Origin of the sequence: Cryobacterium sp. M96 (assembly GCF_002929845.1) — a bacterium.
GTDB lineage: Bacteria > Actinomycetota > Actinomycetes > Actinomycetales > Microbacteriaceae > Cryobacterium > Cryobacterium sandaracinum.
On record NZ_PJJS01000053.1, the window covers coordinates 101,370 to 123,266 of the forward strand.

The window sequence follows — 21,897 nt, forward strand, 5'->3', positions numbered from 1 at the left end:
GTGTCATTCGTCGAAACCGTCCTGGTCGCGGGTGTCGAGCGCGTCCAGCGCGTCGAGCTGGGAGAGGTCGAGACGGTCGGGGCTGGTTCGGGCCAGCGCGTTCTCCATGGCGGACCGCATCAGCGGCGCGATCACCGCTCCGGGGTGCTCGATGCCGATGCCGGCCAGCAGCCCGGTGGCCTGCTCCACGATCGAGGTGGAGAACGCCGTGGCGGTGTCAACGGCCTCGGCATAGGCAGCCCGGTCGGCCTCCGCGACGATCACGGGCTCGCCGCCCATCTCCACGACCAGCGCCTGCCCGATCGGCAGCACTGGCGTGGGCGCCGTCACCGCGAAGTAGCTGTCGGCGAGGCGGGCCAGGTCGATGCTGGTGCCGGTGAAGCTCATGGCCGGGTGGATGGCCAGCGGGATTGCGCCACCGGCCAGCGCCGGGGCCAGCACCGAGGTGCCATACCGGGCCGAGGTGTGCAACACAAGCTGGCCGGCCTGCCAGGTTCCGGCGGCCGCGAGCCCGCTGACGAGGCTCTCGAGCTGGGCGTCGGGCACGGCGATGATGACCAGTTCGCTGCGCTCGACGATCTCGGGAACGGTGAGGATGGGCGCGCCCGGAAGAATCGCCTCGGCCCGGTCACGGCTGGACTGCGAGATGGCGGAGATCCCGACGATCGCGTGGCCCGCGCCGGCGAGGGCGGCGCCGAGGATGGGGCCGACCCGGCCGGCACCGATGATGCCGATTCCGAGGCGTCCGGGACGCGGCGTCATTCGATGACTCCGTTCGGTTGCTTCCAGGTGGGTTGGGCCGCGGTCGGCTGGTCCTGGATCGGCTGGTTCCAGTGGTGGCTGGTGTCGGACTGGGCCGACGAGATGGCCCCGGAGGCGATCCGGTCGAAGAAAACCAGGGCCTCTGCGGCGGCCACCACCCCGAGGTAGGCGGAGACCGGCCCGGCGACGGTGTGCAGCCGGGCGGAGGCGAGGCGCAGCATCCGAGTCACGGGGCCCTGCGAGATGGCGACGCTCTGCAACCGGGCCAGCGGCACCAGCACCAGCTCCCGCGAGATCACGCCGCGCCGGAGCAGAGCGATGCCGCCCACGACGGTGTAGCCGGTGCGGCGCCACGAGAACGGATGCAGCCAGGCCGCCCGGCGCGGCGCGTTCGTGAAGCCGTCGTCGCCGCCCTTCGAGCGGAGGCCCCGTTCGATCAGGGCCTGCTGCTCCGCCGAGTCGAACCCGGGCAGGATCAATTCGAGCACCCGGGCGACGTCGGCGAGCGTGCCCACCGGGAGGGTTGTGGTGTTGGCCTCGCCGGCGGCACCCTGGGTGCTGGAGTGGCCGGCCGTGTTGATGCGCACCTGCCACCAGCCGAACGGGCGCCAGAGCAACGGCTGCGAGACGCCGATCGCGTGGACCCGGCCCGGCGGCAGGGTCTCGTTGCTAGTAGTGAGCAGCCCGAAGCCGACCCGCACGCCGTCGGGGGTGCCGGCGATGCTGTAGCGCAGCGACTTGATGACCCTGGTGAAATAGAAGCTGACGCTGGCGATCAGGGTGGGGATGAAGGCTACGAGCAGCCAGTCGCTGCCGCCGGCGGTCACGCCGACGATCAGGGCGATTCCGGCGAGCACGACGAAAACCGTGAAGCCGCTGAACACGACGGATCCGATCAGCCGCCCGGGCGGAATCCGCACCACCGATTCCGGCGGGGCGGCGTCGGGGTCCAGCTCGGGCGCGAAGAGATCCCGGGCCCGGTCGGCGGCGGCGGTCGCGGGAGAGAGGGGTGACGCGGGAGCGTGACTGAGACGGGAGGTCTGGGCCAGCGCGGCATCCGGGGCGGGAACGGCCTGCTGCCGCAGTCCGGACGCGAGGCGAAGGATGTCCCGTCGCAGCTGGTCGGCCAGGGTCGAACCCAGGTAGGCCAGTTGCACATTGGCGTCCTGACCGGCCACGCTGACTTCGAGCTTCGCGGCGCCGATCAGGCGAGGGATGAACGGGCGCACGATGTTGACACCCTGGATGCGGTCGAGGCGGGCCCGGCGGTTGCTGCGGAAGAGCATTCCGCTACGCACCTCGACGACCTCCCCGGTGACCCGGAAGGTGTGCATGCGCCAGGACAGGTAGAAGACCGCCAGGATCAGCACAAGCACGACCGCGACCGCGAGCAGCGCCCAGCCGACGACGCCGCGCTCGAGGATCGCGTCGATCGGGTCGCCGCCGTATCTCGGCACCCCGAAGAAGACGTCGATCAGCCGCTCGCGGAGGTTGGCGATGATGAAGCCGAGCACGGCGACGATGAAGATGCCGCCGCGCAGCAGTGGGCTGGCCGGATGCAGCCGGTGCCATTCCCCGTCGGCGAGCGTGGTCACAGCCCGGCCCGGCGACTCTCGGCCAACTCCACGAGCCGGTCGCGCAGGCTCTCCGCGTCGGCCTCGGCGAGCCCCGGGATGAGCACCCCCGACGAGGCCGCCGCGGTCACGAATTTGAGGTCGGCCAGACCCAGCCAGCGCGCGATCGGGCCGCGCGTGATATCGACCAGCTGCATCCGCCCGTAAGGGACGGACACGAACCGGGTGAACATGATGCCCCGGCGGAAGAGCAGGTCGTCGCGTCGCAGTTGATAGCCGATGGCCCGCACCCGGCGCGGTTCGAAGGCGACACTGGCCCCGGTGATCAACACGATCGCGCCGATCACGTAGAGCGCCCACTGCACGTCGAGAAGCAGCCACACCGCCGCGGCCATGGCCGTGAGCACCAGTCCGAAGACGATCGTGCCGACCGTCTCCACCACCACATAACGCGGGGAGACGCGCTTCCACTCCTCCACGTCGGGGAGGTCCAGTCCTACAGCCGCGTCAGGCACGCACTTCTCCCTGCTCTTGATCGTCGTCATCGGGGGGAAGCGTGCAGAAGTGCTCGGCCACGAGCCCCAGGGTCAGAAGGATCCCGGCGCCTACCGCCGTCCCGATTGCAGGCCATAACGATGTTACCGCCGGCACGACCGAGCGGGTCAGGATGTAGAGCACGATTCCCAGTCCGCCGCCGAGAAGCAGCGCCCCGCTCAGCGCCGACGCCTTCGCCAGCAGCGCCACCCGGATGGCCAGGAACGGGTTGACGTGTTTCCGCACCGTGCCGCGAATGGCCTGACGGATCGGCCAGGCCAGCGCCAGGACGCCGATCCCGATCGCGATCAACGCGATCGGCAGGGTGGCCGGGGGCAGGAACATCGCCGAGCCGCCGGCCGCGGCGGCCAGCTCGAGCAGGAACACGACGACCAGGCCGGCCAGACCCAGGGCGATCAGCGCCGACGGCTGCGTACGTTTCACCGGTTGCCGCCCGCGGACGGCAGTGCGGGGTACCGCTGCACGGTGGTGTTGATCGCGCCGAGCAGCGCGCGCACCGGGCCGCGGCCCGGCAGCACTGCGGCCGGGTCGAGGTCCAACCACGGGGCCAGCACGAAGTCGCGCTCGGCGGCCCGCTGGTGCGGGATGGTCAGGCGCTCGTCGTGCAGCGAGGCCGTTCCGAAGACGATGATATCGATGTCGAGGGTGCGGTCGCCCCAGCGTTCGACCCGCACCCGACCGTGGTCGTTCTCGATGGCGTTCACCGCGTCGAGCAGGGTGTGCGGGTGCCCGGTGTAACGGATGCCGACCACCAGGTTCAGATAGCGCGGTGCCTCGTCGTCGACGCCGCCGACCTTCACCGCGGCGGACTCGTAGACCGGGGAGACGCCGGTCAGCTCGAGCCCGGGCACCTGCTCCAGCGCGTCGATCGCCGCGGTGAGGGTGGCCATGCGGTCGCCGAGATTGCTGCCCAGGGCGAGCAGCGCCGGGGTCGCGTCGGTCATGCGCGCGTCCGCACGATCTGCACCGCGACATCCGTGAACGGTACGGAGATCGGTGCCTGTGGTTTGTGCACCGTCACCTGCACCGTGTCGGCGGCGTCGTGCGCCAGCACCGCAACGGCGATGCGCTCGGCGACGGTTTCGATCAGGTCGACCGGGTTGTGCCGGGCAGCATCCGTCACTTCCACGGCGAGCTCGCCGTAGTGGATGGTCTGCGTCACATCGTCGCTCGCGGCGGCACGCCGCAGGTCGAGCCAAACCGTTACGTCGATGACGAAGTCCTGTCCGTTTTCCCGCTCGAAGTCGTAGACGCCGTGGTGCGCGTTGACCCGCAGGCCGGTGAGCGTGATGGAGTCGCTTCTCATGGTCCCATTCTGGCGGAATCCGCCAGTGCCAGCACATTCAGCGCCGTTCGCGTCGCCGCGACGTCGTGCACGCGCACCGCCCAGGCGCCGGCCTGCGCGGCCAGCACGCTGACCACGGCGGTCGGCAGATCGCGTTCCAGCACGCCCGCGTCGGCCGGGAGCACCCCGGCGAGGAACCGCTTGCGAGAGGCACCGACCATGACCGGGAACCCCAGGTCGGCGAAGGCGTCCAGGTGGGCCAGCAAACGCCAGTTGTGATCGGGCAGCTTCGAGAAGCCGAGCCCCGGGTCGAGCACGATCTTCTCCGGCGGCAGGCCAGCCGCGGTGAGCATGTCGACCCGCGAAACCAGCTCGGCCCGCACCTCGGCGACGACGTCGCCATAGACAGCGAGGTCGTCCATCTTCGGGGCGTGCGCCCGCCAGTGCATGGCGACGTAGGTCAGCCCACTGCGTGCGGCGATGGATGCCATCTGCGGGTCCGCCAGGCCGCCGGAGACGTCGTTGATGATCTGCGCCCCGGCGGCGGCCGCGGCGGCCGCGGTGCTCGAATTGAGGGTGTCGACACTGATCGAAAGCCCCTGCCGGGCGAGTTCGCTGATCACCGGGATCACCCGGGACTGCTCCTCGGCGGGCGCGACCCGGCCGGCGCCGGGGCGCGTGGACTCGCCGCCCACGTCGATCAGGTCGGCTCCCTGGGACTGCAGGTCGAGGGCGTGGATGATCGCGGCATCCGTCGATGCCCACCGGCCGCCGTCGCTGAAGGAATCCGGTGTGACGTTGAGCACCCCCATGATCAGGGTGCGCGGCCGGGTCACCGGCCGGAGCCGATCAGGGCCATGATCTCGGCGCGCTTCACGGGTTCGGCGAGGGACCCGCGGCTGGCCATCGTGACGGTCGAGCTGGCGGTCTGGCGCGAACCGCGGGCGGTCACGCAACCGTGCACGGCGTCGAGCACGACCAGTACGCCGAGCGGTGCGAGCCCGATTTGGAGCGCCTCGGCGATCTCCTCGGTGAGGCGTTCCTGCATCTGGGGCCGGGCGGCGATCGTGTCGACGACAGCCGGCAGCTTGCCCAGACCCACGACCCGTTCGTTCGGCACGTAGGCAAGGTGGGCGATGCCGAGGAAGGGCAGCAGGTGATGTTCGCAGACGGAGCGGAAGGCGATGTCGCGCAGGAGCACCAGTTCACCCGTGTGCGGGCCCACCGGGATCGCGTCACGCAGGTGGTCGACCGGGTCCACCGCCAGCCCGGCAAAGAGCTCACCGTAGGATTCGGCCACCCGGCGAGGGGTCGCCCTGAGGCCCGGACGGGCGGGATCTTCACCGATTGCGGCGAGGATCTCGGCGACCGCGGCTTCGATCCGAACCCTGTCCACTGCCACCCGGGGGCCTACGCGGTGGCAGGACGAGGGGTACGGGCCGGCGTGCGGGCCGGAGTGCGCGCGGCGGTCTCGCCAGCGGTACTGCCATCGGCGACTCCGCTCTCGATGAGGGCCTTGGGGGTCGGCATCGCGATGGGCGGCAGGTCGGAGACCGGACGCTTGTCACTGGACAGCCACTGCGGCCGCGGGGGCAGCTTGACGACGCCCGTGAAGAGCCCGGCCAGCGCGTGCTGGTCGAGCGTCTCGTGCTCGAGCAGCTCGGCGGCCAGTTCATCGAGGATGGCCCGGTTCGTGATCAGCACCTGGTAAGCCTCGTCGTGCGCGTCTTCAAGCAGCTGGCGCACTTCGGCGTCGACGCTTTCGGCGACCCGCTCGGAGTAGTCCCGCTGGTGGCCCATGTCGCGGCCGAGGAAAACCTCACCGGAACCCTGCCCGAGCTTGAGCGGGCCGACAGCCGAGCTCATGCCGAACTCGGTGACCATCTTGCGCGCGGTCGAGGTGGCCTTCTCGATGTCGTTCGAGGCGCCGGTGGTCGGGTCGTGGAAGATGATCTCCTCGGCCACCCGACCGCCCATTGCGTAGGCGAGCTGGTCGAGTAGTTCGTTGCGGGTGACGGAGTAGCGGTCTTCGACCGGCATAACCATCGTGTAGCCGAGGGCGCGGCCGCGGGGCAGGATCGTGATCTTGGTGACCGGGTCGGTGTTGCGCATTGCGGTCGCCACGAGCGCGTGGCCGCCCTCGTGGTACGCGGTGATCAGCTTCTCTTTGTCACGCATGACACGGCTGCGGCGCTGCGGACCGGCCATCACGCGGTCGACTGCCTCGTCGAGGGCGCGGTTGTCGATCAGCTGCGCGTTGGAACGCGCGGTGAGCAGCGCGGCCTCGTTGAGAACGTTGGCCAAATCGGCGCCGGTGAAGCCGGGCGTCTTGCGCGCCAGCACCTCGAGGTCGACGCCGGGAGCCATCGGCTTGCCCTTGGAGTGCACCTCCAGGATGCGCTTGCGACCGAGCATGTCGGGCGCGTCCACGCCGATCTGACGGTCGAAGCGACCGGGGCGTAGCAGCGCCGGGTCGAGGATGTCGGGCCGGTTGGTGGCCGCGATGAGAATGACGTTCGCCTTGACGTCGAAGCCGTCCATCTCGACCAGCAGCTGGTTGAGGGTCTGCTCGCGCTCGTCGTGCCCGCCGCCCATGCCGGCGCCGCGGTGACGGCCAACGGCGTCGATCTCATCGATGAAGATGATGGCCGGGGCGTTTTCCTTGGCCTGCTGGAACAGGTCGCGCACGCGGCTCGCGCCGACGCCGACGAACATTTCCACGAAGTCGGAGCCCGAGATCGCGTAGAACGGCACGTTGGCCTCGCCGGCCACGGCCCGGGCGAGGAGGGTCTTACCGGTTCCGGGAGGGCCGTAGAGCAGAACGCCCTTGGGGATGCGCGCCCCGACGGCCTGGAACTTCGCCGGCTCCTTGAGGAAATCTTTGATCTCCTCGAGCTCCTCGATGGCCTCGTCGGCGCCCGCGACATCCGCGAACGTCACCTGGGGGCTCTCCTTGGATACCAGCTTGGCCTTCGACTTGCCAAACTGCATCACCTTGTTGCCGCCACCCTGCATGCCGGCGAGCATGAACCAGAAGAAAGCGCCGATCAGGAGCAGGGGCAGCATGATGCCGAGCAGCGACAGGATCCAGCTGGACTTCGGCACCTCGTCGGTGAAGCCGTCGGCCGGATTGGCAGTGGTGACGGCCGTGATGACCTCTTCGCCACGCGGGGCGACGTAGTAGAACTGGACCTCGCTACCGAGGTCTTTATCCGCCTTGGTCAGGGTGAGGTCGACGCGCTGCTCGCCGTCGACGATCGTGGCCTCGGAAACCTTCCCGTCTTTCAGGAACTCCAGTCCCTGTTGGGTCGGAATCTCTTTGAATCCCGACATGGTAATGAGACTCGACCCTACCCACACAGCAACAATCGCCAGGAGAATGTAGAGGAGCGGCCCGCGCAGTAGCTTCTTGACGTTCATCGTGGTGACAGGCTACCGTGACCGCGCTGGACGAAGACCGTGTGTTCGCCCAAAGCGCTACCAGGCTCAACTGTAGATGTGCGGGGCGAGAACGCCCACCGAGCGCAGGTTGCGGTAGCGTTCGTCGAAGTCGAGACCGTAGCCCACGACAAACTGGTTCGGAATGTCGAAACCGAGGTATTTCACGTCGATGTCGACGCGAGCGGCATCCGGCTTGCGCAGCAGGGCGCAGATTTCAACGGATTCCGGGCCGCGAGACTTCAGGTTGGACAGCAGCCACGAGAGCGTCAGACCGGAGTCGATGATGTCCTCGACGATGAGCACGTTGCGGCCGAGCAGGTCGGTGTCGAGATCCTTCAGGATGCGCACGACGCCGCTGGACTGCGTGCCGGACCCGTAGGAGCTGACCGCCATCCAGTCCATCGTGATCGGGTGCACGAGTTCGCGCGCCAGATCGGCCATGACCATGACCGCTCCTTTGAGCACGCCGACCAGCAACAGGTCCCTGCCGGCATAGTCCGCCTCAATCAGGCGGCACAGCTCTGCGAGCCGGGTGCGGATCTGCTCCTCCTCGATCAGAATCTCGGTGAGGTCGCCTTCAATGTCGCGGGGTTCCATGGGAGCGGGAGGGTCCTTTACTCGGGGCGTGTCCAGGCGCGGTCAATATCAGCCAGCCGTCCTGCCGTATAACCCTAACGCCTGGCAGGTCAAGCGGCTTCTGCCCGTGCCAGTCGGTGACCAGGCGCAGCACGGCCAGCGTGTGCACGCGTTCCAGGGACACCCCGAACTCCCGTTCGACCGAGAATCGGATGATCCGCTGGCGCACCGCGGGCGGATTCGTCTCGAGCCGGCTCGCGTCCAGCCGGATTCCGGCGCCGTCGGCAGAGTCGCTGAGCGGTTCGCTCAGCTGCTCGCTGAGACCACGGGCCATGTCGTCGAGCGCGCTCGAGTCCTCGCGCAGCTGCCCGGCCGTGCGCACGAGTGCTTCGGCCACGCCGGGCCCCAGCTCCCGCTCGAGTACGGGCAGCACGGTCTGGCGTACCCGCACCCGCTGGAAGCGGGGGTCGTCGTTGTGCGGGTCCTGCCAGGGGTGCAGGCCGGCATCCACGCAGAATTGCCGGGTCCGGGCGCGACGGATGCCCAGCAGCGGCCGCAGAATCGGCCCGCCGACCGGCTTCATTCCCTGCAGGCTTGTGGGGCCCGATCCCCGGGCAAGGCCGAGTAGCACGGTCTCGGCCTGATCGTCGAGTGTGTGCCCGAGGAGGATGTGGCTCGCGCCGGTCTCCCGCCGCGCCTGGTCGAAGGCCGCGTACCGAGCGGTGCGGGCGGAGGCCTCCGGACCGCCGGCATCCGTGCCGTGGTCGACCGTGACCCGAAGAACGAGAACCGGGTCGAGGCCGAGTTCCCGCGCCTGCCCGGCCGCGGCCGCCGCGACGCCGGCCGAGCCGGCCTGCAGGGCGTGGTCGACGATGACCGCCCCGGCGCGCAGGCCCGCGCGCGGCGCCTCGAAAGCGGTGGCTGCGGCCAGGGCGAGCGAGTCGGCTCCCCCGCTGAGGCCGACCAGCACCAGGCCGCCGCCGCGGGCCGGGCCGGCCTCGGTGAGCAGGGTGCGTACATGGCGGCGCACATCGGCGATCGCCGGGGTGAGCCTCGGGCGGCGTGGGGACTCCATCCAGTAACGTTATCGACAGACTGTGAACAAGGGAGAGACCAGGCCATGGCCGCATACGACGCAGTAATCGAAATCCCTCGCGGGAGCCGCAACAAGTACGAAGTCGATCATGAGACCGGGCGGGTGTACCTGGACCGGGTTCTCTACACGAGCTTCGTGTACCCGACCGACTACGGCTTCTTCGAGAACACCCTGGGACTCGACGGCGACCCGGTCGACGTCCTGGTCCTGATCGAGTTTCCCCTTTTCCCAGGGGTCGGCCTGTCGGTTCGCCCGGTCGGCGTGTTCAATATGACGGATGACGGCGGCTCAGACGCAAAGGTCATCGCGGTTCCCGCGGGCGACCCGCGCTGGGACTATATCCAGGACGTCACCGACATCCCGGAGTACACCCGCAAGGAGATCGAGCACTTCTTCGAGCACTACAAGGACCTCGAACCCGGCAAATGGGTCAAGACCGAGGGCTGGGGCGACGCCGCGGAGGCCGACCAGATCGTGCGCGACGGCCTCACGAAACTGGCGGAAGAGGGCCACTAGGACGCGTCTCCTTCAGTCCGGTGAGGATTGTCGGCAGAGTCGACCCGTGACTCGTACTGCCGTGAGGGCGGGCGTGAGTGAGGGCGGGCTGCCGGGACTCGTCCCGGGCCGAGATCACGCGCAGACCGGAGATCATCCCGCCGATGTCCAGCCACACCGGGCCCGCGTGCCCGCCGGGATGCAGTCGCCCGGCGGGACGTGAACCACCTTGGGCCCGGAGATTGCCGAAGGCAGCGTCAGCACCTCGCCAGTGGCCGGAAGACGACACATCGTTAGCGCCAGCGAAGCCATCACGTTCGCGTCGGCTATCGGCTTCCTGGACCAGGGCGTGATCCTGCACGGCACACAGAAGAACCACACGGTCACCCACAAAAGCATCACCCAATTCGAGATCCTCGGCGACACCGCTGAAGCACTTCTGAAACAGCACCAATCCGTTGCGATACTTCCGGACTACCGCGCCCACAAGGCACCATCCCGCGCCGCAGCCATCCGAGCACTGTGCGAGAAAATGGCCCAGCGTCTCTCAACCGAGTGTCCGGCCTCCCGGGCGCCCGGGTTTGGCCACGTCGACGTCGAACACGGCCTGCCCTGCTCCTTCTGCGGATCGGCAACCCAGGCCATCACAGCCGATATCCACGGTTGCGGCCGGTGGACTCACCAGATCCGACCACCACGAAATCACGCACTGGCAGCCCCAGAATGGTGCGACTGCTGCAACCCATGAAGTGGCGACCCCACACGTGCTGCCGCCTCGTTCGTCCCCGCGCTCCTCGAGCGGCGACGCCGGGTTGCCACACCCGCAAGCTGTGGCGCGGACTTGCCACTCGCCACGACAAACCCGCCCTCACTTACCGGGGCGGAGCTGTCCTGAGCGCCATCGTGGTGTGGTGACACGAATTCGCAGACACGCCCCGGATGCCCGCGCACCCGACAACCCGGTGATCCGTTTCGCCGGTCAGCCGGGTCGTCCCACGTAGGGAGCCACGTCGCCCGCAGACCAGATGCCGTGGATGCGCACGGGCGAGGACGGGTTCGGGGCCTCGAGGATTTTGCCGCCGCCCACGTAGATAGCCACATGGTAGTAGTCGCCACCACCGCCCCAGAATACGAGGTCGCCGCGCTGAGCTTGATTGAAGGGCACCAGGCGACCCTCGTTGGCCATGGTGCGGTACTGGTTGGTGGCCGAGTGCGAGCCAATGTAGATGCCCGCCGCCGCGTAGGCGGCCTTGGTCAGCCCCGAGCAGTCCCAGACGTTCGGCCCGGAGCCGCCGAGCACGTAGCGGTCGCCGAGCTGCTGGGTGGCGAATGACAGCGCCGTGTCGACCGCTCCGGCGCTCGGGGCCCGGGCCGCGGTGGTCGGAGCCGCCGGGGCCGGAGTCGCAGGAGCCGCAGGAGCTGCCGGGGCCGGAGCCGCAGGAGCTGCCGCGGCAGCGGGCTGGGCCGCCTGGGCCGGGGTGACCGGCCGTGAAGCGGGCTGCTGTGCTGCGGGCTGGGGCGCGGGCTGGGCCGCCGGCTGCCGGGGCGTGCTCTTGCCGCCCGCGGCCTTCTGGGCGTCGGCTGCGGTCTTTTGGGCGGCCGCCGCCTGCGCCCGGGCGAGGGCCGCCGTCGCCGCCTCGGCATCTTGACCGGCTTGGTAGGCGCGTTCGGCCTCGGCCGTGGTGTCCTTCAACAGGGCCAGCTGCGCGAACAGCTCAGTGGAGCGCCGCTGCTCGGTCTCGTAGGCCGTCTCGGCGGCCTGCGCGGCCACATTCGCCGCCTCGTACCTGGCCAGCGATTCCGCGCTGAGCCGGGTGCGTTCCTCGGCAGCGGATGCCGCCTGCTTCCCGAGCGACTCGGAGGTGTTCTTATCCTGCAGTGCTTCGCGGTAGATCGTGTCCGACTGCTCACTCAGCTTGCTCGCGGTGCCGAGCCGTCCAAGCAACTCATCGGAGTTGTCGCCGTTGAGAAACAGGCTCAGCGACAGATCCTGGGCGCCGGTCTTCGCCAGGTGGGCTGCGATCAGGCCAGCCCGCAGCTTCGAGGTCGCGGCACGGGCCTCCGCCGTCTGGGCCTGCCTCGCCAGGCTCGCTTCACGGGCCGTGGCCGCTTCGAGGTCGTTTAGCGCGACCCGGTAGGCCTCCGCCACGATCAGCGAGGCTTTGGTGGCCGCCGCCGCCGAGATCTGCAGGCCCTGGAGCAGCTCGGTAATCGATTCGATCTCGGCCTGCTTGGTGGCCTCGCTGAGCTTGGCCTTCGCCACGTCGTCCCAACTGGGGTAGCCGGGCACGGCGAACGCCGCCGGCGCCGCGACGCCCACGGATGCCGAGACAGCTCCGAGGGCGACCGCCGCGAACAGACGGGAGGGCTTCTTGCGCCACCCCCGTCGGTCGGTGTCCCTAGCCAAGGGAAGCGCCCCGGTCCGACATGAACGGAACCGGGTTGATCTGGCTGCCGTTGGTGCGCACCTCGAAGTGGAGGTGGCAGCCGCTGGCCGCACCGGTCTCCCCAACGCTGGCGATGTTCTCCCCCGCGGAGACGCTCTCGCCGTTGGAGACGAAGATGCCGCCCGAGCGGATGTGGGCATACCCGGTGGAGATGCCGTTGGCGTGCTGGATCAAAACGAAGTTGCCGTAGGTTCCGTAGAGACCGGCGTAGACGACGGTGCCGCTGCTGGCCGCGTAGATTCCCGAGCCGCAGCCGGCGCCGAGGTCCGTGCCGCTGTGGAAGCCCTTGCTGCAGCCCTCGTTGCCGCAGATCTGCGCACGCGGGCCGTAGCCGTCCGTGATGCGCCCGCCGGATGGAACCGCCCAGCCACCGCCGCCGACTGAGCCGCCGGAGCTGCTGGACGAGCCTCCCCCGTTGCTCGGCCTCGCGGCCGCTGCAGCTGCGGCCGCTGCGGCCGCCCGCGCGCTGGCCGCAGCGCGCTCGACGCGCACCCGTTCCGCTTCGATGGCGGCCAGTCGCGCCCGCTCGGCCACTCCGGCCTCGTAGCCGGCCGACGTAGTGGCCTGCGCATCCTGCATGAACGCCAGCTGGGCGTCGAGTTCGACTCTCTTCGCCTCCGACTCGGCTAGGGCACTGGCGGCCGCCTGCGCGGCGGCCTGCGCAGCGACGAGCGCTTCCTCGGCCGCGACGCGAAGCTTCTCGCGCTCGGCTTGGGCGACCTTGGCCTGGTCACCCAGAGACTCGGCCACGTTGGTGGCGGTCTGCGCCTGCTCGTAGACGCTGCTGCTGCGTTCGACGAGCTTACTCATGCTGCCCAGCTTGGACAGGAGCGCATCGGCGTCTTCGCCGCGCCCCTCGCCGTCGAGAAAGAGGTTCACGCTCAGGTCGGTGCCGCCGGTGCGGTAGAGCTGGGCGGCAAGTTGGCCGGCCTGGCGAGTCGCGGTCGCCGCCACCGCGGAGCTCGCGGCGGACTGCGCCTCGAGGTCGGCGGCGCGCCGGCTGGCCTCGTCGAACTTCTCTTGCGCCGCCTGCAGTTCCGCTCCGCGGGCCTCGGATTCGGCTTGGGTCTGCTCCACCTGGGTCTGCAGGTCGGCGATCAGACCCTGGATCTGGCTGACCTGCGCCGAGGCGGCGGCCGTGTTGGACTTGGCGTTCTGCACGTCCTGCCACGTTGGATAGTCGATGGCCTGGGCCGGGCCGGCCGGACCGATGAGGGAAACAAAGAGGGAGAGCGCAGCGACGAAACCGGTCGCCAGGCTGACACGGTGGCGGCGACTGCGCCTGCTGCCCGCGGATCCGTCACCCCCCTTTTCCGCTCGTGCTTCCCGGCTGAAGAGAACTGCCGTGCGCTTCATTACTCCCCGATCGGGCTCGTTACACACATCTGCTACTGCTTGAGACCGACTCAGAGTAACAACAACAGGGTAAAAACACCCCCCTTGAATCTAGCGGCCCGCCAAGCGAAACCTGGGAAATTCACGGGCTCAATGCCTGCGACACCCCCGGAAGGAACACTTTTTGCTCTCGATTTGAGATTCCCGGGCGGTAGACCGTATGCTTATGCGTCGGAAGCCATGAGGTTTATGGCGTCTCGGCCCCATCGTTTAGCGGCCTAGGACGGCGCCCTTTCACGGCGTTAACACGGGTTCGAATCCCGTTGGGGCTACGCATCCTGCAGGTCTGGGATGTGCAAGAATAAGTAAGTACGAAAACAGCTAGACAAAGTTCGACTCTCGTTAGATCTTCTTACGAGGCCCTGTAGCGCAGTTGGTTAGCGCGCCGCCCTGTCACGGCGGAGGTCGCCGGTTCAAGTCCGGTCAGGGTCGCACAGGCAACAAGCCCTTTCGACAGAGAGGGTTTTTTTCCTTGAAGCGGCTTCTCGAAGCCACTTCTGGCCCTGTAGCTCAGTTGGTAGAGCGTTCGACTGAAAATCGAAAGGTCACCGGATCGACGCCGGTCGGGGCCACTGAAGGTCATTCCCAGGCTTCTACTGGGGTGGCCTTCTTTTTTTTTTGCCTCGCAGCCCGGTATCCGTAGGCCGCCCGGGGAAGACTCCGGCTCGCAGCGCGTTCACCTCCCGAACCAAGCCCCCCCCCCCCCNGTACATTCCGTGCTGTGACTCGCTGAGAAAACGTCAGATTGTTCGCAGATGTCGTGCGAGGATTCCCGGCAGCGGCGCACGCGGCAGCCACCGCGGCAGCACTTCTCCGACCTGTAACCCGAACTGCAGGGAATCACCGTGAATACGCTTCTTTGTCGTCGATTCCTCCGCCCCCCCGCGGAGCACCCGACCCTTTTCCTGCCACCCGAGGGGACGTGATGGGAGTCGCGGCGTCGGCCGAGATCGATCCAAGCGCCGTGATCGGCCCCGGTTGCACGATCCGCCCGCTCGTGCAGGTGCGCGAATACGCGCGGCTCGGCCCCGAGTGCGTTCTCGCCCGCGGCGCCTATATCGGACCCGGCGTCGTGGTTGGGCGGCACTGTACGATCCAGGACTACGCGGTCATCTACGAGCCTTCCCTATTGGAGGACGGGGTTTTCGTGGGCGCCGCGGCGGTCTTCACCAATGACACGCATCCTCGGGCCGTGAATCCCGACGGAACGCTCAGGGCCACCGACGACCGCGACCTCGTGGGGGTGACCGTGCGTACCGGCGCGTCGATCGGCGCCCACGCGGTCTGCATCGCCCCGCTCACGATCGGACGGTGGGCCATGGTGGCAGCCGGTGCGGTCGTCACCGAGAATGTCCCCGACTACGCCCTGGTGGTCGGCGTGCCGGCTCGGCGCACCGGCTGGGTCGGACGCAGCGGCCTGCCCCTGCGGGCCGAGGGAGACAACCGCTTTGTGTGTCCGGTCACCGGCGAAGATTACACCGAACACGACGGCATACTCACGCGCAACTGACCCGCCCGCTCTACAGCACCGCGTCGGCCGGCGCGAACGTGTCGCAGCTACCGGCGCCGTCGTCGAAGCCGGTCTGGAACCACCGCTGGCGCTGTTCGCTGGAGCCGTGGGTCCAGGCCTCCGGGTTGACCTGGCCCTGCATGGACTCCTGGATGCGGTCGTCGCCGATTGCGGATGCCGCACTGAGCGCATCTTGAATCTGTGCCGGGGTGATGGGCTTCAGGAAGGGCACTCCGCCAGTGTCGCGGGTGTCGGAGGCGGCCCCGGCCCAGGCGCCGGCGAAACAATCGGCCTGAAGTTCGACGCGCACCGCGTTGGAGCCGGCCCCGGTCTGTCCATCCTGGGAGGCCGCGAGTGTTCCATCGAGATTCTGGATGTGGTGGCCCCATTCGTGCGCCACGACGTACATTTCGGCGAGCGGGCCGCCCGACGAGCCAAAGCGGGTGCGCAGGTCGCCGAAGAACGCGGTGTCGATGTAGATGGTCGCATCCGGCGGGCAGTAGAACGGCCCGGTGGCGCTGGTGGCCCCGCCGCACCCGGTTCCGACGCTGTCGGTGAACAGCGCAACCGGCGGCCGCTGGTATTCGGCTCCGCGGGCGGGCAGTTCCTCAGCCCAGAATACGTCGAGGGACGCCGCCGCGCCCTTGATCCGGCACTCGACGTCTTCGTTCGCCTGGGCGCCGGTCGTGCACTCGGGCAGATTCGACACGCTGCCGCTGTCGACGGGCTGCGTGCCGCCGCCGGCCAGGCCACTCAGGTCGACACCCAGGAGCTGTGAGAGCAGAAAGAGGGCGATCGCACCCACGCCGCCGCCCACTGCGATTCCCGCGGTGCGGCCCCTTTTGCTGACCCGGCCGCCGCCGATGTTCGCGTTGTCGTTGAATGTCATGAGAAAAAGCTACCCGTCGAAGTGGTCCGCTGCCGCGATGATGGCGTCCGGGTTGTCGAGCTCGCTAATGGAACATTAGGTGCCCTGCGCACGATGTGCCCACCCACCGAGATGAGTGAGCTCCGCCCGTCCCCCATTCGGGGTCCGAGCCGACTTGGGCGTTCGGGGGTATGGTCAGCTCGCAAGCAGTTGAAGATTTATCACTTGTTTGTTTGGTCGGGTTGTCTCGTTCCCTAGACAGGCTTTCCCGGGCGAATCCCATCCCGCTCTGTACACCCGAAATGCAGAGGATTCACGTGAAGACGTCCGCGACGTGTCGACCTATTCGTCGACCAATATTCACCGGCCCCACCCAGGCCGAGCGCCGAGCGCTCCACCGCCCCTTGCTGGCGGGGTGAGCAGACGGTGACGGACCCTCAACCGCGCCTGCCCTTCGCGGGGCGCCTTCCCACCGCCCAGCCGAAGCTCGCCCTGGTGCCGGCACCGGCGCTGAAGAACCCAGTCAGCGTCGACGCGAAGTCGTCCGGCCTGGTCTGGGCCAAACAGTTTCGGATGAAACTCTTGATGAGCGACGTGGGCATCGTCACGACCGCGGTCGCGACGGCCCTGATCGTCAGGTTCGGCGGTGAGGGTGCCCAAGCATCCGTCGGCGGATATCGGGCCGACTACTGGTTGGTCGCCCTGCTCATCATGCTCAGCTGGATCGCGACCCTGGGGGTCTTCCACACTCGGGACTCCCGCGTCATCGGGATCGGGGCCACCGAGTACAAACAGGTGATCAACGCGAGCGCGATCACGTTTGGCCTCCTCGCAATCGGTTTCCTGGCATTCCAGGTCGACGTCGCACGCGGCTTCTTCGTGCTCGCACTCCCCCTCGGCATGTGCGGCCTTGTGCTGGAACGCTGGCTCTGGCGCCGGTGGTTGCTGCGCCAGAGGCTTTTCGGCCACTACCTCGCGCGAGTCATCGTGGTCGGAAATCGAGCCGACGTCGAATACGTGGTCGGCCAGATTGAGAATGCCGGCGCCACCTACTACGTGGTGGGGGTGGCACTCGCGAGCGACTCGAAGTCCCCGGTGAAAACCGAAAGCCGAACGATTCCGGTGGTTTCCGACCCGGCACACGTCGCCATCGCGGCCGCCGATCTTGCCGTCGATACCGTGATCGTCGCCGGCCAGCCCAGCTGGGGGAGCGAGTACATCCGCACCCTCGGCTGGCAGTTGGAGGGGACATCCGCAGACCTGGTGCTGTCCAACCAACTCACGGATGTCGCCGGTCCGCGCATCCATTTCCGGCCGGTCGAAGGCTTGCCCCTGATCCACGTTGAGATCCCACAATTCGAGGGGACAAAGCACGTCCTCAAACGCTTCCTGGACATCGGCGTGTCCGGGATCGCACTCCTTGTCTTCTGGCCGCTCCTGGTGGCCATCGCGATTGCGGTGAAGCTCGACTCCCCGGGTCCCGTCCTCTTCCACCAGGAGCGGTGCGGGCGCAATGAGCGCACCTTTCAAATGGTCAAATTCCGCTCCATGGTGCAGACGGCCGAGGACGACCTGGCAGGCCTGCTCGATCAGAACGAGGCATCCGGAGCGCTCTTCAAGATTCGCAATGATCCGCGCATCACCCGGGTGGGACGTGTGCTCCGCAAGTACTCGCTCGACGAGCTTCCCCAGCTCTGGAACATCCTGGTCGGGAACATGAGCCTCGTGGGCCCGCGACCGCCGCTTCCGGTGGAGGTCGAAGCCTACGAGATCCACGTGCACCGGCGTCTATATATCAAGCCGGGTCTGACGGGGATGTGGCAGATCAACGGCCGGTCGAATCTGAGCTGGGAGGACAGCGTGCGGCTCGACCTCTACTACGTCGAGAACTGGTCGCTGGCCGGTGACCTGATCATCATCTGGCGCACCTTCAAAACCGTCATGCGCCCGGTGGGTGCGTACTGATGAAGAATGCGAAAAACCGATCAACGGAGGAATCACCGTGACAAGGACAGTCGGCTACGCTGGCGGGGCTTTCGACCTCTTCCACATCGGTCACCTCAACATCCTTAGAAACGCGAAGAGCCAATGCGACTATTTGATCGCCGGCGTGATGTCTGACGAGATGCTCCTGGTGACCAAGGGTTCACTACCCGTCGTGCCGTTGGCCGAGAGGCTTGAGATCGTTCGCCACATCGCCTTTGTCAATGAAGCGGTAGCTGAAATCGCCGACAACAAGATGGATACCTGGCGCTCTCTTCGCTTTGACGTCTATTTCAAAGGCGACGACTGGAAGGGCACCGAGAAAGGTCGCCGTCTTGAGCGCCAATTCGCCGAGGTGGGCGTAGAAGTCATCTTTTTCCCGTACACCATCTCGACCTCGAGCACGGCCCTTCGCCTTGCGCTGACGGCCATGTCCACCAACGCGCCCGACAACCAACCGGTTCATGACTTCAGCAACAGCGAGCGATAGGACAACCATGATTCCGAAACGGGCACTCATCACCGGTGTAACCGGCCAGGACGGCTCCTACCTGGCCGAGTTCCTCCTGTCGATGGGCTACGAGGTGCACGGACTCAAACGCCGCTCATCGCAGCTCAACACACAGCGAATCGATCACATTTATCAGGATCCGCACGAGCGCAACGCGCGCTTCTTCCTCCATTTCGGGGATCTCTCCGACTCATCGAACCTCACCCGCATCATTCAGGAGGTGCAGCCGGACGAGATCTACAACCTGGGTGCACAATCCCATGTGGCCGTGAGCTTCGAAATGCCCGAATACACCGCTGACATCGATGCCCTAGGCACCCTGCGCCTGCTTGAGGCGGTGCGATTGCTGGGAATGACGGACCGGGTGAGGTTCTACCAGGCCTCGACATCTGAACTGTACGGACTGGTCAGGGAGACACCCCAGAGTGAGATCACGCCCTTCCATCCCCGTTCTCCGTATGCGGTCGCCAAGCTGTACGCCTACTGGATGACCGTGAATTACCGAGAGTCTTACGGGATGTACGCCTGCAACGGGATTCTTTTCAATCACGAATCCCCGCGTCGCGGTGAGACGTTCGTGACTAGGAAAATCACTCGGGCCCTCGCTAACATCGCCCAGGGTCTCGAGTCCGGCCTGTTCCTCGGAAACCTAAACTCTCTCCGCGACTGGGGCCATGCACGCGACTACGTTCGGCTCCAATGGATGATGCTCCAGCAGGACGCACCGGAAGACTTCGTGATCGCCACGGGAGTCCAATATTCTGTGCGCGAATTCGTCGAATGGTCGGCGAGCGAGCTCGGCATCACCTTGAGATTCGAGGGTGAGGGCCTGAATGAGATCGGCATCGTCGACAGCGTCGTCGGAGAACTCTCCCCTGCCGTTCGCCCGGGAGACGTCATCGTGCGAGTCGATCCCCGGTACTTCAGGCCAGCCGAAGTCGACACTCTGCTCGGCGACTCGACACGCGCGCGCCTGAAGCTGGGCTGGCTGCCGGAGATCAGCGTGCGGGAGATGTGCGCGGAGATGGTCGCCTCCGACCTGATGATCGCGCAGAAAACCGCCCTCCTGAAAAGTCACGGTTTTCCCTCCCTCGTGTCCCTGGAAAGCTGGTGAACCGCAACACCGGCGCTGCTGTCTACGTCGCGGGACACAACGGGATGGTGGGCTCGGCGATCGTGCGCAGACTCACGTCGTTGGGTTACGTCAACATCGTGACCGCCAGTCATTCGGAACTCGACCTCGTCGACCAGCGAGCCGTTCGGGCCTTCTTCGAGGGCAATCACATCGATCAGGCCTATCTCGCTGCCGCGAAAGTCGGCGGGATTGAAGCCAACGACTCCTCGCCGGCGGATTTCATCTACGACAACCTCCTGATCGAGGCCAACATCATCAAGTCCGCGCACGACTTCGGCGTTCCGAGGCTCCTATTCCTCGGCTCGTCCTGCATCTATCCCAAGTTTGCCCACCAACCGATGGCCGAAGACGCGCTCCTGACCGGCACGCTCGAAGCCACCAACGAACCGTACGCCATCGCCAAGATCGCCGGAATCAAACTGTGCGAGAGCTTCAATCGCCAGTACGGGCGGGACTACCGAAGCGTGATGCCCACGAATCTCTATGGTCCCGGAGACAACTATCACGCATCCTTCAGCCATGTCATCCCCGGTTTACTCAGGCGTTTCCACGACGCACGAGAAGGCGGGGAGGATAAGGTCGTCATCTGGGGCAGCGGCAGCCCGCGACGGGAATTCCTTCATGTAGACGATATGGCGGCGGCCAGCGTGCACATCATGGAACTGGACCGGGAGGTGTACCAGGCCAGCACTACGCCGATGCTGTCGCACGTCAACGTCGGGACCGGCTCTGACTGCAGCATCAACGACCTGGCATCGGCGGTCGCCAAAGTCACCCGCTTCACCGGCCGTCTGACCTTCGACAACAGCAAGCCCGATGGTGCTCCTCGCAAGTTGATGGACGTTACCCGCATCCAGGCGCTGGGCTGGAAGCCGACGATCGATCTCGAGGACGGCCTCGAAGACGCTTACGCCTGGTTTGTTTCCCATCAAGCAGATTTTCGCGGGCGGTGAGCGGGCAGATGAGGGTCACCATCATTGGACTCAACTATTCCCCCGAGCCGACCGGCATCGCCGTCTACACCGCGGGGCTCTCGGAAGCACTGGCCGCGACCGGTCACCCGGTCACTGTGATCACCGGCAATCCGCATTACCCGCAATGGCGGATCTACGACGGCTACGACGGCCACAACCGCGTACACGGGCGCGAGCATGCGCACGAAAGAATCAGAGGTGTCAATGTCACCAGGGCCCCTCACGGTGTGCCGTCGAAACCGCGTCTGTGGAACCGCCTGGGTATGGAACTCAGCTTCGGGATTCGGGCAGTGTTCAGCAAGTGGGACAAGCCTGACGTCGCCGTGCTGGTTACACCTGCCTTATTCTCCGTGGGCGCGGCAATGCTGCGCGCGCGCCTGGTCCATACCAACACCTGTATTTGGGTGCAGGACATTTATAGCCTCGGAGTGTCCGAGAGTGGAACAGGGGGCCGCCTGGCCACCTGGTTGCTCCGCGGGATCGAGCGGTCCATCCTCCGCAGTGCGAACACAGTCGTCGTGATCCACGAGCGGTTCAAGCGCTATCTGGTTGAGGAGCTGGCCATCGACGCCGACTCCGTAGAGGTCATTCGCAATTGGTGTCACACCGACTACCCGAACGGCCACCGTCGGGAAGATGTGCGCACCACTCGAGGCTGGAAATCGGATGATATCGTCGTTCTCCACGCGGGGAACATGGGTGCCAAACAGGCTCTCGAGAACGTTGTCCACGCTTCAGAGATCGCAGAGAAGCGGGGATCGAGAGTGAGATTCGTTCTCCTCGGCGACGGAAACAAGCGGCATCAACTCGAAGCCATGGGCGGAAACCGCCGTCTCGAATTCATCGATCCCCTACCCGAAGAAGCGTTCCAGGCGACCCTCTCAGCCGCAGACATCCTGCTCGTCAATGAGCGGCCTGGCTTGACGGAAATGTGCGTACCGAGCAAACTCACGACGTACTTCAACACGGGGTTACCCGTCATCGCGGCAACTGATGAATCCAGTGTCACCGCCGATGAGCTGGCGTTGGCCGGCGGCGGAATCAGAATCAACGCCGCGGTCCCCGGCGACCTTGTGGACGCGGCCGAGATGCTCGGTGGCGATGCGGAGTCTTCGGCCGCGTACGGGGCGGCCGGGCGGAAGTTCTCGGCCGACTTCCTGTCCTCAGACGCTGCAATCGGCCGGATTCGGCGAATTCTGGAGAAGGGAGCCGTTGACGGCGGTGTCGAGAGAAATCGGTTGGCGAGGCCGATTCTGACCGGGGCGACGGATGCAATCGAACCGAAGTGAA

The 21,897-nt window shown here is 66.8% G+C and carries 22 protein-coding genes and 3 tRNA genes; 11 read left to right on the forward strand and 14 right to left on the reverse strand.

Going from position 1 to position 21,897, the window contains the following annotated elements; genetic code table 11:
* Window positions 1-3: 3 nt before the first annotated feature.
* The 11 genes from CXY79_RS13435 to tilS all read right to left on the reverse strand — a co-directional run bounded on the left by CXY79_RS13435 (window position 4) and on the right by tilS (window position 9,268).
* Window positions 4-762, reverse strand: a complete 759-nt coding sequence (locus tag CXY79_RS13435; protein WP_104102442.1) for a Rossmann-like and DUF2520 domain-containing protein — start codon at window positions 760-762, stop codon at window positions 4-6.
* Window positions 759-2,357 carry a PH domain-containing protein gene (locus CXY79_RS13440; RefSeq protein WP_104102444.1) on the reverse strand — a complete coding sequence of 533 codons (1,599 nt, stop codon included), beginning with the start codon at window positions 2,355-2,357 and terminating at the stop codon, window positions 759-761. Before CXY79_RS13440 ends, CXY79_RS13435 begins: the two co-directional genes overlap by 4 nt.
* Complete coding sequence (locus tag CXY79_RS13445) at window positions 2,354-2,881, reverse strand: PH domain-containing protein (protein WP_104102447.1); 528 nt, start codon at window positions 2,879-2,881, stop codon at window positions 2,354-2,356. The genes CXY79_RS13440 and CXY79_RS13445 overlap by 4 nt, the downstream gene beginning before the upstream one ends.
* A complete protein-coding gene (locus CXY79_RS13450; RefSeq protein ID WP_104102450.1) occupies window positions 2,844-3,314 on the reverse strand; it encodes a DUF3180 domain-containing protein in 471 nt (156 codons plus the stop codon). The genes CXY79_RS13445 and CXY79_RS13450 overlap by 38 nt, the downstream gene beginning before the upstream one ends.
* Window positions 3,311-3,835, reverse strand: a complete 525-nt coding sequence (gene folK / locus CXY79_RS13455; protein ID WP_104102453.1) for a 2-amino-4-hydroxy-6-hydroxymethyldihydropteridine diphosphokinase — start codon at window positions 3,833-3,835, stop codon at window positions 3,311-3,313. The genes CXY79_RS13450 and folK overlap by 4 nt, the downstream gene beginning before the upstream one ends.
* Window positions 3,832-4,197 carry a dihydroneopterin aldolase gene (gene folB / locus CXY79_RS13460; protein ID WP_104102455.1) on the reverse strand — a complete coding sequence of 122 codons (366 nt, stop codon included), beginning with the start codon at window positions 4,195-4,197 and terminating at the stop codon, window positions 3,832-3,834. Before folB ends, folK begins: the two co-directional genes overlap by 4 nt.
* Window positions 4,194-5,012 (reverse strand): dihydropteroate synthase, encoded by an 819-nt coding sequence (gene folP, locus CXY79_RS13465; RefSeq protein WP_369827988.1) that lies wholly within the window; start codon window positions 5,010-5,012, stop codon window positions 4,194-4,196. Before folP ends, folB begins: the two co-directional genes overlap by 4 nt.
* Entirely contained in the window at window positions 5,009-5,578 is a 570-nt protein-coding gene (gene folE / locus CXY79_RS13470) for a GTP cyclohydrolase I FolE (protein WP_104102458.1), read from the reverse strand. Before folE ends, folP begins: the two co-directional genes overlap by 4 nt.
* Window positions 5,579-5,586: 8 nt before the next feature.
* A complete protein-coding gene (gene ftsH / locus CXY79_RS13475; protein WP_104102461.1) occupies window positions 5,587-7,596 on the reverse strand; it encodes an ATP-dependent zinc metalloprotease FtsH in 2,010 nt (669 codons plus the stop codon).
* Window positions 7,597-7,662: 66 nt separating this feature from the next.
* Window positions 7,663-8,214, reverse strand: a complete 552-nt coding sequence (hpt, locus tag CXY79_RS13480; protein ID WP_104102464.1) for a hypoxanthine phosphoribosyltransferase — start codon at window positions 8,212-8,214, stop codon at window positions 7,663-7,665.
* Window positions 8,195-9,268 (reverse strand): tRNA lysidine(34) synthetase TilS, encoded by a 1,074-nt coding sequence (gene tilS, locus CXY79_RS13485; protein WP_104102466.1) that lies wholly within the window; start codon window positions 9,266-9,268, stop codon window positions 8,195-8,197. The genes hpt and tilS overlap by 20 nt, the downstream gene beginning before the upstream one ends.
* A gap of 45 nt (window positions 9,269-9,313) precedes the next feature.
* On the opposite strand from tilS, the gene CXY79_RS13490 reads away from it, so the two are divergent.
* Both CXY79_RS13490 and CXY79_RS15770 read left to right on the forward strand, forming a co-directional pair.
* Window positions 9,314-9,805 (forward strand): inorganic diphosphatase, encoded by a 492-nt coding sequence (locus CXY79_RS13490; RefSeq protein ID WP_104102469.1) that lies wholly within the window; start codon window positions 9,314-9,316, stop codon window positions 9,803-9,805.
* A gap of 208 nt (window positions 9,806-10,013) precedes the next feature.
* Window positions 10,014-10,532, forward strand: a complete 519-nt coding sequence (locus CXY79_RS15770) for a DUF6671 family protein (protein ID WP_134342633.1) — start codon at window positions 10,014-10,016, stop codon at window positions 10,530-10,532.
* Between the two features lie 231 nt (window positions 10,533-10,763).
* On the opposite strand, the gene CXY79_RS16610 is transcribed toward CXY79_RS15770, so the two are convergent.
* Complete coding sequence (locus CXY79_RS16610) at window positions 10,764-12,191, reverse strand: NlpC/P60 family protein (RefSeq protein ID WP_146068149.1); 1,428 nt, start codon at window positions 12,189-12,191, stop codon at window positions 10,764-10,766.
* Window positions 12,184-13,587: a M23 family metallopeptidase gene (locus CXY79_RS13510; RefSeq protein WP_104102476.1), complete on the reverse strand. Its 1,404-nt coding sequence runs from the start codon at window positions 13,585-13,587 to the stop codon at window positions 12,184-12,186. The genes CXY79_RS16610 and CXY79_RS13510 overlap by 8 nt, the downstream gene beginning before the upstream one ends.
* 238 nt (window positions 13,588-13,825) lie before the next feature.
* Here CXY79_RS13510 and CXY79_RS13515 point away from each other — a divergent pair.
* The 4 genes from CXY79_RS13515 to CXY79_RS13530 all read left to right on the forward strand — a co-directional run bounded on the left by CXY79_RS13515 (window position 13,826) and on the right by CXY79_RS13530 (window position 15,136).
* Window positions 13,826-13,898, forward strand: a tRNA-Glu gene (locus CXY79_RS13515).
* Window positions 13,899-13,984: 86 nt separating this feature from the next.
* Window positions 13,985-14,058 (forward strand) — tRNA-Asp (locus CXY79_RS13520).
* 67 nt (window positions 14,059-14,125) lie between these two features.
* Window positions 14,126-14,198: transfer RNA gene (locus CXY79_RS13525), tRNA-Phe, on the forward strand.
* A 353-nt stretch (window positions 14,199-14,551) separates the two neighbouring features.
* A complete protein-coding gene (locus CXY79_RS13530) occupies window positions 14,552-15,136 on the forward strand; it encodes an acyltransferase (protein WP_104102715.1) in 585 nt (194 codons plus the stop codon).
* Window positions 15,137-15,146: 10 nt separating this feature from the next.
* Here the strand turns inward: CXY79_RS13530 and CXY79_RS13535 are convergent, their stop codons facing one another.
* Window positions 15,147-16,025 (reverse strand): neutral zinc metallopeptidase, encoded by an 879-nt coding sequence (locus tag CXY79_RS13535; protein ID WP_104102479.1) that lies wholly within the window; start codon window positions 16,023-16,025, stop codon window positions 15,147-15,149.
* Window positions 16,026-16,430: 405 nt separating this feature from the next.
* Here CXY79_RS13535 and CXY79_RS13540 point away from each other — a divergent pair, with 405 nt between their 5' ends.
* Genes CXY79_RS13540 through CXY79_RS13560 form a run of 5 tightly spaced genes read left to right on the forward strand, consistent with a single transcriptional unit; the run spans window position 16,431 to window position 21,896 of the window.
* Entirely contained in the window at window positions 16,431-17,969 is a 1,539-nt protein-coding gene (locus tag CXY79_RS13540; RefSeq protein ID WP_233191492.1) for a sugar transferase, read from the forward strand.
* 37 nt (window positions 17,970-18,006) lie between these two features.
* Window positions 18,007-18,477, forward strand: a complete 471-nt coding sequence (locus CXY79_RS13545; protein WP_104102482.1) for an adenylyltransferase/cytidyltransferase family protein — start codon at window positions 18,007-18,009, stop codon at window positions 18,475-18,477.
* Between the two features lie 10 nt (window positions 18,478-18,487).
* A complete protein-coding gene (gene gmd / locus CXY79_RS13550) occupies window positions 18,488-19,612 on the forward strand; it encodes a GDP-mannose 4,6-dehydratase (RefSeq protein ID WP_241976914.1) in 1,125 nt (374 codons plus the stop codon).
* The gene (locus CXY79_RS13555) at window positions 19,609-20,586 is read left to right on the forward strand and encodes a GDP-L-fucose synthase (RefSeq protein ID WP_104102488.1); all 978 of its coding nucleotides are present in this window, start codon (window positions 19,609-19,611) and stop codon (window positions 20,584-20,586) included. Before gmd ends, CXY79_RS13555 begins: the two co-directional genes overlap by 4 nt.
* A gap of 8 nt (window positions 20,587-20,594) precedes the next feature.
* Window positions 20,595-21,896: a glycosyltransferase gene (locus CXY79_RS13560; RefSeq protein WP_134343213.1), complete on the forward strand. Its 1,302-nt coding sequence runs from the start codon at window positions 20,595-20,597 to the stop codon at window positions 21,894-21,896.
* Window position 21,897 lies beyond the last annotated feature (1 nt).